Genomic DNA, 13,022 nt, shown 5'->3' with positions numbered 1-13,022 from the left:
GGCAGACTTGGAGGCGTGCGCCAGATCCTGACCTATCACGACGCCGTCGTCCTGCTCGGCGGGCCCAGCAGGATCACGAACCTCCTCGACAGGGCGTCGTCCCTGGCGCTGTTCGGGATGCAGGCCGTCGACCTGTTCGACGCCCGCGCGGAGGCGGTGCGGCTCGGCGACGCCTTCATCCGGACGCTGCGCGACAAGGTCAAGGGGCTGAGCAGGTACGACGCGACGCAGCGGCTGGTCGCGGCCCACTCGGTCATCGTGGCCACCGCCTACCTGGAGGCGCTGGCCGAGGTGGACGTGCTGCGCGAGCTCACTCCGGAGGACCAGCGCCGGATCACCCAGACCGACGGCCACCCCATCCGGATCGTTCCCCTGCCGCTGCCCACCCCGGCCCACCCCTACGAGTACGTGCTGGGCGAACTCGAGACCCTCTACCGGACGGTGTTCACCGACCCGCTGCTCAGCTTCGTGCAGGGTCTCGCCGTGTGGGACACCTGGGACGAGACCACCCGGAGCAGGCTCTTCGACGAGGTGCCCGCCCGCGCGCTCCTGCGCTACGAGGAGCTGTTCCGCCGGCTCGCCGCCGAGTTCCCCGAGGTCGCGTGCTGGTCCGACCGGATCGATCACCAAGCCACCAGGGCCGAGCTGTCACGGGGCCTGGCGGGCATCCACGAGCAGCTCGCCAGGATCCCCTCCAGCCGCACCCTGTCCGATCGGCTGGCGGCGTTGATCCGGTCGAACAAGGCGGCGCTCAAGCGGCCGATCGTCTCCTCGGCCCGCATGCCGGCCGGGATGGCGATCCCCACCCTGGACGAGGGCTACGTCAACCCGGGCTACCGCCTGATGTCCGGCGCCCATCGCTCGATCGCGCTGGAGGAGGACTGGGCGAGGCTCCCCCACCGCCGCGACCTGGACGCCTTCCTGTCCGGCCACCTCACGCTTCCCCAGGCCACCGAGGCTCCCCTCCTGGTGCTCGGCCAGCCGGGCGCGGGCAAGTCCGTGCTGACGCGCATGCTCGCCGCCCGCCTGCCCGCCACCGAGTTCCTCCCGCTCAGGGTCGAGCTGCGCGGGGTCCCGGCCGACGCCGACGTGCTCGCACAGATCGAGCACGGCATCAGGGCCGCGCTGGACGAGCAGATGTCCTGGCCGGAGTTCGCCTACGCCGCCGAGGGGGCGCTGCCGGTCGTCATGCTGGACGGGTTCGACGAGCTGCTGCAGGCGACGGGCGTGAACCAGACCGACTACCTGGAGAGGGTCGCCCAGTTCCAGCGTGACCAGGCGGAGAAGGAACGCGCGCTGGCGGTCGTCGTCACCTCCAGGATCGCCGTCGCCGACCGGGCGCGGCTGCCCGAAGGCTCGTACGTCATCCGGCTGGAGCCCTTCGGGGACGACCAGATCCGCCGGTGGGTCACCACCTGGAACGACGCCAACCACGAGTACTTCCTCGGGCGCGGGCTGCTGCCGCTGCCGCTGGACCGGGTGCTGGCGGTGCCGAAGCTCGGCGAGCAGCCGCTGCTGCTGCTCATGCTCGCCCTCTACGACGCCGACGCCAACGCCCTGCGGCACCTGCGCGAGGACCTCCACGAGGCGGAGCTGTACGAGCGGCTGCTGCACGACTTCGCCGTCCGCGAGGTCGGCAAGTCCCGCCCGCACCTCGCGGACGACGACCTGGGGCAGGCCGTGGAGGACGAGCTGCGGCGCCTGTCGATCACGGCGTTCGCGATGTTCAACCGCGGCCTGCAGTGGATCGCCGAGCAGGACCTGGACGCCGACCTGCGGGCGCTGCGGCCGCAGGAGGCACACCGCCCGCGGGGCCTGCGCCGCCCCCTGAGCCCGGCGGAGGGCGTGATCGGCGGCTTCTTCTTCATCCACACGACGCAGGCGCTGCGCGACGAGCAGCGGCTCAAGACCTACGAGTTCCTGCACGCCACGTTCGGCGAGTACCTGGTCGCCCGCATGGTCGTCAGGGAGCTCGTCGAGATGGCGGAGGAGCTGGCGTTCGCCGAGTCCCGCCGCCGGCCTGTCCGGGCGAGCGACGACCTGCTCCAGGCGCTGCTGTCGTTCGCGGCCCTGAGCGTGCGCGCCCCCACCGTGGACTTCCTCAAGCACGGCATCGCGGGCCAGGTGCCCGGCAACCGGCGCGCGCTGCTGACGCGTCACCTGTGCGAGCTGTTCGCGCAGTCGCTCCAGGCCGGGCCCGGCGCCGCCTACGACGCGTACCAGCCGGTGCGGGCCGAGCTGACCGCGCGTTGCGCCGCCTACAGCGTCAACCTGATGCTGCTCGCCGTGCTGTCGTCGGACGAGCCCCTGTCGGGCGCCGAGCTGTTCGACGTGGAGCAGCCCGAGCACGCGAACGAGCGCTGGCGCAGGATCGCCCGGCTGTGGCACTCCCAGCTCAGCAGGGCGGAGTGGGACTCGCTCATGCGCACGATCTGGGTCCGCCACTTCCTGCGCAACGAGACCAGGGTGCTCCAACTGGAGTTCAACCGGAACCCGCCTTACGACCTGCGCGAGACGGTCTTCTTCAGCTGGCCGCAGCCGCTGCCGAACTACCCCTACCAGCACAGGGCGTCGGGTGCCGCGCCGACCACTAGCTGGATGCGCACGATCTCGTTTCGCGACGACAGCGAGATGGCCCATCTCTTCCTCGACCTGCTTCCCTATGCGGTGGAGATCGGCGGTCGGCTCGACGCGCAACCGCAGAGCCCTGTCACGCACCTGCTGAGGCTCCTGTTGAGCGACACACCGCACCTTGACCTTTACATGCAGTGCCTGGGCCATGCACCGAACACGCGCTATGTGGACCGGGTGCTGAGGCAGTTGGAAGCAGACGCGCACACGTTGCCCAGCAGGGACGTGGCAACGATCCTGCGTCTCGCCCTTGACTCCGTGTATGACGGCAAGAAGCATGGCCGGCGTGTCCATCGCATCCTCCGAGTGCTGAAGGATCGCGCGGACCGCGATCCGCAGGTGCTGCGAGAGGTGGGCGAGCTATTCTCGTGGCAGCCGCATGACCAGCCGGGTCTCCGGCCCGTCCTCGATCCGGAGGTCTCCCCCGTGGGCCCTGGCGATGTCGCGGGCGATCGGCAGCCCTAGCCCGCTCCCGCCGGTGTCCCGCGACCGCGTCCGATCCAACCGGGTGAACCGCTCGAACACCCGCTCCCGCAACTCCTCGGGGATCCCCGGCCCGTCGTCGGCCACCTCCAGCACCGCCTCGTCCCCGCTCCCCCGCACCGACACCCGCACCGCCGAGTCCCCGTACCGATCGGCGTTGGACAGCAGGTTCGTCAGCACCCTGGCCAGCCGCAACCGGCTGCCCTCCACGAACACCCCGGGCTCCACGCGCAGGGTCACCGGCAGCCGCGCGGGCCGCCGCGCCACCTCCTCCTCCACCAGCCGCCCCAGGTCGATCCGCTCCCTGCCGATCTCCGTGCCCGCGTCCAGGCGGGCCATCAGCAGCAGGTCCCCGACGATGTCCGCCAGCCGCTGGGCGTCGTCCATGACGGCCAGCCAGTCGGCCTCGGTCCGCTCCTCCAGCCCCGCCTCCAGCCGTACCATCAGCCCCGCGATCGGCGTGCGCAGCTCGTGGGAGGCGTCGGAGACGAACCGGCGGTGCCGCTCCACGGCGTCCTCCAGCCGGCTCAGCGTGTCGTTGACGGTGACGGCCAGCTCGGCCACCTCGTCCTCGCTGGGGGGCACCTCCACCCGCCGGCTGAGGTCCTCCGCGCTGATCCGTTCGAGGCCCCGGCGGATGCGTTCCACGGGGGCCAGCACGTGCCCGACCCCGTACCAGGCGGCCCAGCCCAGCAGCGCCACCAGCGCGGCGGCGGATCCGTACAACATGGCCGGCAGGAAGGACGAGCGCAGCAGGAACGGCTCGCGCACCGCCGCGTAGGCCACGGCCGGCCCGTACGCGGTGGAACGGTTGCTGGTCCCCACCACGACCACGCAGCCCTCGGGCCGGCACACCCGGCCGTTGACGCGAGAGTCCCCGCCGGAGGGCCTGGCCGAGGTGAGCGGCGGCTGGCCGGCGAGCGCCGCGCTGGCCGCCACGACGCGGCCCTCGGCGTCCACGACCTGCAGCAGGCCGACGCTGTCCTGCGGCGGGATGTGGCCGGGGAAGGGCTGGTCGTCGATCATCATGGTGACGCGGCGGCTGGCCTTGGCGGCCTGCTCCATGAGGTCGGCCCTGGCCTGCACCGGGTACGTCGCCGAGATCACCGTCACTCCGCCCAGGATGAGGAGCCCGAACGAGACCACCGTCGCGATCGTCACCCGGGCCCTGATGGAGCGACCGTGCACCATGTGTCCGACTATGTCACGGAGCGTACAAACAGCAGGTCAAACGGATGTGTAGAAGCGGCGGTGCAGCTCGCGTACCTCCTCGGCCAGCTCGGGCACGGGCCCTTCCACGATCACTCCCGGCGCGATCTCGCCGACCGGCAGCGTGCGCACGGGCGGCGCGGGCACCCCCAGCTCGGCCAGCCAGCCGGCGAGCTGGGCCGAGGAGGCGACGTACACGATGCGCCCGAGCCCCACCCAGGCGTGCGCCGCGGCGCACATGGGGCAGTGCTCGCCGGAGGTGTAGACGGTGGCGGCGGCACGCTCCCCGGGCGTCAGGTGCTCGGCGGACCAGCGGGCGAGGGCGAACTCCGGATGCCGGGTGCGGTCGCCGGAGGCCACCCGGTTATGGTCCTCGGCCAGCACCGCCCCGTCGCCGGACACCAGCACCGAGCCGAACGGCTCGTCACCCACCTCCAGTGCCCGGGTGGCCAGCTCGACACAGCGCCGCAGGTACGGCAGCTCCGATGGCTCGATCATGACAACTCCACCATAGGTATCGGCCCGCCGAAAGTGCATGAGCATTCATGTTTCCGCACGTCATGTACAGAAATCCGACCTTGGGGCCACAGAAAATCGGTTGATCCCACGTATTAGCCTAGAAGGGATGCCTCCCGATACGCAGAAACCTCGCCGTCCCCTGCTGTCTTCCAACTCCCTGTGGCGGATGAAGCCGTACCTCCGCCCGTACGTCGCCAGACTGATCGTCATCTGGCTGACCGCGCTCGTCGGTGTCGCTCTCGTCATCGTGTTCCCCCTCATCATCAAGACCGTCATCGACGGTCCCGTCGAACACGGTGACTCCGGCGCGCTGCTGCCCCTCGGGCTGCTCGCGATCGGCGTCGGCGCGCTCGAGGCGCTGCTGATCCTCTTCCGCCGCTACATCCAGGTCAAACCGGTGCTCGGCCTGGAGACCGCCGTCCGCGACGATCTGTACGAGCACCTGCAACGCCTGCCCATGGGCTTCCACGGCGACTGGCAGTCCGGGCAGCTCTTATCGCGGGCCACGACGGATCTTTCGACGATCCGCCGCTTCCTCGGCTTCGGCGCCCTGTTCCTGGTCATGAACGTGCTGCAGGTCATCACGGTCACCGTGCTGCTGCTGAACATGTACTGGCCGCTGGGCCTGCTGGTGCTGGCCTCGGTGGTGCCGATCGTGTGGACGTCGCAGCGCTTCGAGAAGCGCTACATCAAGATCTCCCGTCAGGTCCAGGACGAGCAGGGCGACCTCGCCACGCTCGTCGAGGAGTCCGCGATCGGCATCCGCACGATCAAGGCGTTCGGCCGCCGCCACCACGTCTACGACCAGTACGACGACGCGGCGCGCAAGGTCTACGGCTCCTCGATGGACAAGGTGCGCCTGTCGGCCAAGTTCTTCTCCTTCCTGGAGATCGTCCCCAACATCACGCTGGCCCTGGTGCTGCTGATCGGCGCGCTGGCGGTCGGCTCCGGCACCCTGACCCTGGGCGCGTTGATCGCCTTCACCACGCTGATGCTGCAGCTCGTGTGGCCCGTGGCGAGCCTGGGCTACCTCCTGGTCATGGCCCAGGAGGCGATGACCTCCGCCGACCGGCTCATGGAGGTCATGGACACCGTCCCGGCCATCGAGGGCGGCACCGGCACGATCGAGGAGCCGCGCGGCCACCTGCGCTTCGAGGGGGTCGGCTTCCGCTTCGCCGACTCCGAGGAGCCGGTGCTGAACGACGTCTGGCTGGAGGTCCGGCCGGGCGAGACGGTCGCCGTCGTGGGCCCGACCGGGGCGGGCAAGACCACGCTGACCGCGCTGGTGCCCCGCCTGATCGACCCCACCTCCGGCCGGGTCACGATCGACGGGCACGACGTGCGCGACCTCGATCTGAAGACCCTGCGCTCGGTGGTGGCCACCGCGTTCGAGGAGCCCACGCTGTTCTCGATGAGCGTGCGCGAGAACCTCATGCTCGGCCGGCCCGACGCCACCGAGGAGGAGCTGGAGCAGGCCATCCAGACCGCGCAGGCCATGTTCGTGCACGACCTGCCGTGGGGCCTCGACACCCGCATCGGCGAGCAGGGGCTCTCCCTGTCCGGCGGGCAGCGGCAGCGCCTCGCGCTGGCCAGGGCGGTGCTGAGCAAGCCACGCATCCTCGTGCTCGACGACACGCTGTCGGCGCTCGACGCCGAGACCGAGGCCCTGGTGGAGGAGGCGCTGCGGCACGTGCTGCGCGACGCGACCGGCATCGTGGTCGCCCACCGCGCCTCCACCGTGCTGCTGGCCGACAAGGTGGCGCTGCTGCGCGACGGCACGATCACGCACGTCGGGCAGCATCGCGAGCTGCTGGCGCAGGTGCCCGAGTACCGGGAGCTGCTGGCCCAGGACGCCGACTTCGACGACGCGGCGGAAGGAGCGCTTCGATGACCACGACGGTTCAGGAGAAGAGCGGTTCCTGGCGCGGCGTCGCCTCCGAGGATCAGGACGAGCTGTCGGACAAGGTGTCCGTGCTGCTTCGGGCGCGCTCGCGGCGGCTGCTCGGCGACCTGCTGCGGCCGTACAAGAAGAGGATCGCGCTGCTCGTACTGATCATCGTGATCTCCAACGCGGCCGGGCTGTCGATCCCCTACCTGGTCTCGGTGGGCATCGACCACGGCATCCCGCCGATCACGAACGGCTCCGGCTCCGGGGTCCTGGTGACGGTGGTCGGGGTGATCCTGGCGGCCGCGGTCACGCAGGCGCTCACCCGGCAGGCGTTCCTGCGCCTGATGGGCGCGGTCGGCCAGAGCATCCTGCTGACGCTGCGCAGGAGGGTGTTCGACCACTTCCAGCGGCTGTCGCTGAACTTCCACGAGAAGTACACCTCGGGCCGGGTGATCTCCCGGCTGACCTCCGACATCGAGGCCATCGCCGAGCTGGTGCAGTCGGGGTTCGACGCGCTGGTCAAGGCCGTGCTGACGCTGGTGGGCACGGCGGTGCTGCTGCTGGTGCTGGACGTGCACCTCGGCCTGGTGGCGCTGATCCCGATCCCGCTGCTGCTGCTGTTCACCAAGTGGTTCCAGCGGCAGTCGGCCACGGTCTACCGGCGGACCCGCGAGACGGTCGCCTTGGTGATCGTTCACTTCGTGGAGTCGATGATCGGCATCCGCGCGGTGCAGGCCTTCCGCAGGGAGCCGCGCAACCAGGAGATCTTCGAGCAGCTCAACGACGACTACCGCGACGCGAACGCGCGCAGCATGATCCTCGGCGCGACGTTCATGACCGGCGTCAAGCTGATCGGCAACATGACGATCGGCGCGGTGCTGCTCTACGGCGGCTACCTGGCCCTGCGCGGCGAGGTCTCCCCTGGCGTGCTGGCCGGCTTCATGCTGTACCTGCGCTCGTTCTACGAGCCGATGCAGGAGATCAGCCAGTTCTACAACACGCTGCAGTCGGCCGGCGCGGCGCTGGAGAAGCTGTCGGGCGTGCTGGAGGAGGAGCCCTCCGTGCCCGAGCCGCGCGAGCCGGCGGCGCTGCCGGAGGGCAGGGCGCGGGGCAAGGTGCGCTTCGACGGCGTCGAGTTCGCCTACGTCAAGGAGATGCCGATCCTGCCCCGCCTGGATCTGACGATCCCGGCGGGACAGAGCGTGGCGCTGGTCGGCGCCACGGGCGCGGGCAAGACGACGCTGGCCAAGCTCATCTCCCGCTTCTACGACCCGACGGACGGGCGCGTGCTGCTCGACGGCGTGGACCTTCGGCGGCTCGACGAGCCGACGCTGCGCCAGGCCGTGGTCATGGTGACGCAGGAGAACTTCCTGTTCAACGGCACGGTCGCGGACAACATCAGGTTCGGCAGGCCCGACGCCACGGACCGGCAGGTACGCGAGGCGGCCAAGGCCATCGGCGCGCACGAGTTCATCTCCGGCCTCCCCCAGGGCTACGACACCGAGGTGGGCAAGCACGGCGGCCGGATGTCCGCCGGGCAGCGGCAGCTCGTCGCCTTCGCCCGGGCGTTCCTGGCGGATCCGGCCGTGCTGATCCTCGACGAGGCCACCTCCAGCCTCGACGTGCCGAGCGAGCGGCTGGTGCAGCGGGCGCTGCGCACGATCCTGGCCGAGCGCACGGCGCTGATCATCGCGCACCGGCTGTCGACCGTGGAGATCGCCGACCGGGTGCTGGTGATGGAGCGCGGCCGGATCGTCGAGGACGGGCCGCCTGAGCAGCTCATCGCCGCCGCGGGCCGCTTCGCCGGGCTGCACCGGGCGTGGCTGGAGAGCCTCAGCTCCTAGGCGGCCCTAGGGCTGGGGGTGCGCCGCGGCCATGGCGTTGGCGTACAGCTCGTACCCGACGAACAGGGCCAGCGGCACGCCCAGCGCGACCAGCAGCCTGCCGGGCAGGCGCGTCCGCTCCGGAAGAGGAGCGGGTGCCCTGTCCGGCGGCGCCGCCGGACAGGACACCCGCTCGGTCTCGGGCTCGGACTTGGACTCGGGCTCTGGCTCGGGCTCGGGCTCGGGCTCGGGGTGGCGGGTCGGGTACCCGGAGGGGAACCAGGTCACGCGGTACGCGCCGCAGGCCGGGCAGCAGGCGCTCGACCAGGGCGGCGGCACGGGAACTCCCGAGCTGAGCCAGAGGTCGCCCCCGTTGCCGTAGTCGTCGCAGAGGTGTCTGACGACGAATTCCTCTTCCCAGACGTGCAGGCAGCGCAGGCATTCGAAGGGCCACGTCTCGCAGGTGTCGAACCCGGGCACAAGGACCACCCCCGGCTTGTCGGTCGCCGTGTCACCGAAAGTGTCCGCCCGGTTACGATTCCCCTTCAAGACGGGCTCCTGACACCGGCGGCCACGAAAGCCTTACCGGTTGTCAGGTTGCGGAGTCAGTACAGCGGTTTCGGCACCGGGCTCAGCAGCGGCGTCGCGTCGGGCACGACAGGCTCGGCCGGTGGGATCAGCTCCGGATGGCGTGCCAGGTAGCCGTCCGGGAACGTGGTCGCCTGCTCAGAGCCGCACTGCGGGCAGACGGCGCCCGACGACGGCGGCGGGACGCGCAGCCCGGCGCGCAGCCAGACCTCGCCCTCGTTGCCGTGGTCGTCCTCGCTGCGCCTGACGACGTAGTCCTCCTGCCAGACGTGCCAGCAGCCCCGGCACTCGAAGGGCACATTTCTCAGTTCTTCTTCCACCTTGCGGTCACCCCCTGATTTCGAGTGTCCGCCTCCTCCGGATAAATCCGCAACCAGGCTCACCGAATGGTGAAGACAAAGGTGAGAGCGCCCGCGACCACGCCCAACGTGCCGAGCCAGGCGAACAGCGCGTCGAGCCCGGCGTCCAGGGGCCTGCCGGCGTGCAGGGCGGCCTGTACCCGGCGGTAACGCAGCCGCGTCCTGATCAGGAGCACGCCGCCGCAGAGCGCGGACAGGGCGAAGGCGGCGGTGGCGAGCACGGGCAGGCCGTGACGGACCGCGAGCCCGGCCGCGCCGAGCCCGCCGGTGGACAGGGCCACGGCGGTGCGCACCCAGGCCATCCGGGTGCGCTCGCTCTGCAGCCCCCGGTCCCAGATCTCCTCTTCGGCCGCCATGCGGTCACGCGGACAGGATGATCAGGACGAGCGCGATGACGGCCACAGCGGCGACGCCGTACCCGAAGACGGCCGCGAGCGCGGGCGGCGGGAGCGGCGCCTGCTGGCGCAGCGCGCGCTGGATGTTGCGCCAGCGGGGGTAGGCCATGCCCGCCGCGAGCGCGGAGAGGGTGACCAGCACAATGGCCAGCCCGGTACGGATCCACGGCACGAACACATCGGACGGCACGGCCGCCATGGCCACCCCACCCGCGCTGAGCGCCAGCGCCGTGCTCAGCCAGGTGAGGAAGGTGCGTTCGTTGGCCAAGGTGAAACGCGGGTCGGGTTCCATGGGAAAAACGCTAATTCGTACCCATTTCCCCTAGAGAAGCCGGGATTATCCCAGCACGTCAGCTACAGGCCTGGGCCACCTTCTCCACATAGGCGGCGCCTTCGGAGGTCACCTTCTGCACCGCGTCCACGGCGTCGTTGGCGTCCTGGACGGTGATGCTGGTCAAGGTGCTGGCCATGCTGTCGGTGGCCTCCTTGAGCGTGGTGTTGGCGGCCTGGTCGGCCACGCCGTTCAGCTTGTTCGCGGCGTCGTCGATGGCCTTGTCCATGGCCTGCGGGTCGTTGGTGAGCTTGCTGATCTCCGCGCCCAGCTCAGTTATGATCTTGGGGGCTTCGAGGCACGCCTGGGCCTTGTCGATGGTGCTGTTGACCTCGCTGCACCCGGCAGCCAGGACGCCTGCGGCGAACAGGGCCAGCGGCAGGAACCGGCTCTTGAGATGTCGCATGCCTCGACCCTACCCAAGGGTTCACTCACCTGCGGTCACTTTACGCAACCAGTCGATCACCAGGCGGTTGACCTCCTCGGGCCGTTCCTGCTGGACCCAGTGCCCGCAGCCGTCCAGGAGGTGGGCGCCGGCCAGGCCGGGCAGCGTCCGGGGGAACGCCTCGATGGCACCGGCCATCCAGGTGGTGCTGGCGTCCAGCGCCCCGCCGATGAACAGCGCGGGCTGGGTGATCGGCGCGCCGTCCCAGGCCGCCAGGTCCTCCCAGTCCCTGTCCACGTTGCGGTAGCGGTTCAGGGCTCCGGTCAGGCCGGTCCGCTCGAACTCGCCCGCGTACACGTCCAGGTCGGCCTCCGTCAGCCAGGACGGCAGGGTGTCCTGGGGGAAGCGGTCGCGCAGCCGGCCGCCCCGGGGCACGAAGTAGGCTCCCTGCCCCTCCCCCGACAGGGCGGCGTAGAAGCCGGCCAGCCAGCCGCGCACGTCCGGCTCGATCTCGGCCTCGGCGCGGCCCTCGGCCTGGAAGTAGCCGACGTAGAACTCCTCGTCGCCGCCCATCGCGGCGAACGCGTCGGTGGGGCGGTGCGGGCCGCGCGGCGCGTACGGAACGCTCAGCAGGCCGACGGCCCGGAACAGGTCGGGCCTGAGCAGGGCGCTGTTCGCGGCGATCGAGGAGCCCCAGTCGTGGCCGACGATCACGGCCGAGCGCTCGCCGAGCCCGCGCACGACGGCGGCGTTGTCGGCGACGTGGGCCAGCATCCGGTAGTCCGCGACGCGGGCGGGCGCGGAGGAACGGCCGTAGCCGCGCACGTCGACGGCCACCGCGCGGAAGCCCGCCGCGGCGAGGGCGGGCAGCTGGTGGCGCCAGGAGTACCACGACTCGGGGAAGCCGTGGACCAGCAGGACCAGCGGCCCGCTGCCCTGCTCGACCACGTGGATCCGGCCTCCCGGCACCTCGACCAGGCGGTGGGTCTGTGACATGCGCGTGCCTCCCTTTCGTTCCCAGGCACTATCCGGCCCGCCGGGCGCGTCAGGCGAATCCTGTTGCCGTTTCAGCAAGATCTGGACAAGTCCTCCGGCGGGACCGAAGATTCCATGCATGCCCTCGGAAGATCATCCCCACCGGCAGCGCGACGGGATCCGGGCGCTGCTCGGCGGCAACCGCGACTTCCGGCGGCTGCTCACGGCGGGCCTCGTCTCCCAGACCGGCGACTGGGCGATCAGCACCGGCCTGGCCTACCACGTCTACACGCTCACCGGCTCGACCCTGTCCACCGCGATCATGCTGGTCGTCTCGCAGCTCCCCGACGTCGTGCTCGCGCCCGTGGCCGGCATGCTCGCCGACCGCTGGGACCGCCGCAAGCTGCTGGTCGGCACGGACCTGCTGCTGGCGCTCGGACTGCTGCCGCTGCTGGCCGTGCGGGAGCCGGACCAGGTGTGGATCGTGTACGCGGTCGCGCTGTGGACGGGGGTGCTCAGCACCGTGCTGTTCCCCGCCCAGAAGGCGCTGCTGCCGCAGGTCGTGCCCGAGGAGCAGCTCGTACGCGCCAACGCGCTGCACGGGCAGAGCGGCCAGGTGGCCCGGCTCGTGGGGGCGATGGCCGGCGGGGTGGCGGTCGGCGCGGGCGGGCTGGCGGCCGTCGTGTGGATCGACGTGGCCAGCTTCCTCCTGTCGGCCCTGCTCCTGTCCGGTCTACGGCCGCCCGCCCGCCGCTCCCCCGCCGCCGCCCGGACCTGGACCTTGCGGGTGGAGCCGGGGATCGGGCCGCTGGTGGTCTACATGGTGATCACCGGGCTGGGCGAGGGCGTCTTCGCGACGCTGGCGGCGCCGTTCGTGGCGGACGTGCTGGGCGGGCGCGGGGACGCGTACGGGCTGTTCCTGTCGGTGCAGGCGGTCGGCGGGATCGCCGGCGGGCTGGCCGTGGCGGCCTGGCTGGGTAACGTGGCGCCGCGGGCGCTGCTGGGCTGGGGGACGGTCGTGTTCGGGCTGGCGGACGCGGTGCTGTTCACGTACCCGGTGCTGCTGTACTCCCCGGGCGCGCCGCCGGCGCTGTGGCCCGCTCTCGTACTGATCGCCGTCGCCGGGGTGCCCGCCGCCGCCTCGATGGCCGGCCTCATGACGCTGGCCCAGACCCGCGCGCCCGCCGACCGCACGGGCGCCGTCTTCGGCGTGCTCGTCAGCGCCCGCGCCGCCACGGGGCTGCTCGGGATGACGCTCGCGGGCGCGCTCGGCGACCGGTTCGGCATCGTGCCGACCCTGTGCCTGCACGCCGCGGGTCTCGTCGCCGCCGGCCTCCTGGCGTTGCTGCTCGTCCGGCGCTGACCTGCATTCATAAGGCATCGGATATCGCTCGTTTCGCGATATCGCTATTAGACATGACGTGATCGCATCTGCT

The 13,022-nt window shown here is 71.0% G+C and carries 12 protein-coding genes; 4 read left to right on the top strand and 8 right to left on the bottom strand.

Annotated features, from left to right (window positions below; translation table 11 throughout):
* Window positions 1-15: 15 nt before the first annotated feature.
* Complete coding sequence (locus AB0I79_RS08920) at window positions 16-3,096, top strand: hypothetical protein (RefSeq protein ID WP_357869031.1); 3,081 nt, start codon at window positions 16-18, stop codon at window positions 3,094-3,096.
* Here AB0I79_RS08920 and AB0I79_RS08915 read toward each other — a convergent pair.
* Both AB0I79_RS08915 and AB0I79_RS08910 read right to left on the bottom strand, forming a co-directional pair.
* Window positions 2,992-4,305 carry an ATP-binding protein gene (locus AB0I79_RS08915; protein ID WP_357869028.1) on the bottom strand — a complete coding sequence of 438 codons (1,314 nt, stop codon included), beginning with the start codon at window positions 4,303-4,305 and terminating at the stop codon, window positions 2,992-2,994. The two genes, AB0I79_RS08920 and AB0I79_RS08915, sit on opposite strands and share 105 nt — an antisense overlap.
* Window positions 4,306-4,341: 36 nt before the next feature.
* A complete protein-coding gene (locus AB0I79_RS08910; protein WP_357869025.1) occupies window positions 4,342-4,821 on the bottom strand; it encodes a nucleoside deaminase in 480 nt (159 codons plus the stop codon).
* Between the two features lie 187 nt (window positions 4,822-5,008).
* On the opposite strand from AB0I79_RS08910, the gene AB0I79_RS08905 reads away from it, so the two are divergent.
* The gene (locus tag AB0I79_RS08905) at window positions 5,009-6,733 is read left to right on the top strand and encodes an ABC transporter ATP-binding protein (protein ID WP_357869022.1); all 1,725 of its coding nucleotides are present in this window, start codon (window positions 5,009-5,011) and stop codon (window positions 6,731-6,733) included.
* Window positions 6,730-8,574, top strand: a complete 1,845-nt coding sequence (locus tag AB0I79_RS08900) for an ABC transporter ATP-binding protein (protein WP_357869019.1) — start codon at window positions 6,730-6,732, stop codon at window positions 8,572-8,574. The genes AB0I79_RS08905 and AB0I79_RS08900 overlap by 4 nt, the downstream gene beginning before the upstream one ends.
* A 6-nt stretch (window positions 8,575-8,580) precedes the next feature.
* On the opposite strand, the gene AB0I79_RS08895 is transcribed toward AB0I79_RS08900, so the two are convergent.
* From AB0I79_RS08895 to AB0I79_RS08870, 6 genes are read right to left on the bottom strand one after another with little or no spacing between them, the layout of a single operon-like run.
* Entirely contained in the window at window positions 8,581-9,102 is a 522-nt protein-coding gene (locus tag AB0I79_RS08895; RefSeq protein ID WP_357869016.1) for a hypothetical protein, read from the bottom strand.
* Between the two features lie 56 nt (window positions 9,103-9,158).
* Window positions 9,159-9,461 (bottom strand): hypothetical protein, encoded by a 303-nt coding sequence (locus AB0I79_RS08890; RefSeq protein WP_357869013.1) that lies wholly within the window; start codon window positions 9,459-9,461, stop codon window positions 9,159-9,161.
* A 59-nt stretch (window positions 9,462-9,520) separates the two neighbouring features.
* The gene (locus AB0I79_RS08885) at window positions 9,521-9,856 is read right to left on the bottom strand and encodes a DUF202 domain-containing protein (protein WP_357869010.1); all 336 of its coding nucleotides are present in this window, start codon (window positions 9,854-9,856) and stop codon (window positions 9,521-9,523) included.
* A gap of 4 nt (window positions 9,857-9,860) precedes the next feature.
* Window positions 9,861-10,187 (bottom strand): DUF202 domain-containing protein, encoded by a 327-nt coding sequence (locus AB0I79_RS08880; protein WP_357869007.1) that lies wholly within the window; start codon window positions 10,185-10,187, stop codon window positions 9,861-9,863.
* A 58-nt stretch (window positions 10,188-10,245) separates the two neighbouring features.
* On the bottom strand, window positions 10,246-10,632 hold the full coding sequence (locus AB0I79_RS08875; protein WP_357869004.1) for a hypothetical protein: 387 nt from the start codon (window positions 10,630-10,632) through the stop codon (window positions 10,246-10,248).
* A 21-nt stretch (window positions 10,633-10,653) separates the two neighbouring features.
* On the bottom strand, window positions 10,654-11,607 hold the full coding sequence (locus AB0I79_RS08870) for an alpha/beta hydrolase (protein ID WP_357869002.1): 954 nt from the start codon (window positions 11,605-11,607) through the stop codon (window positions 10,654-10,656).
* A 118-nt stretch (window positions 11,608-11,725) separates the two neighbouring features.
* Between AB0I79_RS08870 and AB0I79_RS08865 the strand changes: the two genes are divergently transcribed.
* Entirely contained in the window at window positions 11,726-12,949 is a 1,224-nt protein-coding gene (locus AB0I79_RS08865; protein WP_357869000.1) for an MFS transporter, read from the top strand.
* The last annotated feature ends 73 nt before the right edge of the window (window positions 12,950-13,022 follow it).

This window comes from Nonomuraea sp. NPDC050202 (genome assembly GCF_040656115.1).
Classification (GTDB): Bacteria; Actinomycetota; Actinomycetes; order Streptosporangiales; family Streptosporangiaceae; genus Nonomuraea.
Note: the sequence above shows the minus strand (reverse complement) of the source record. Positions and strands in the feature narration are given on the sequence as shown.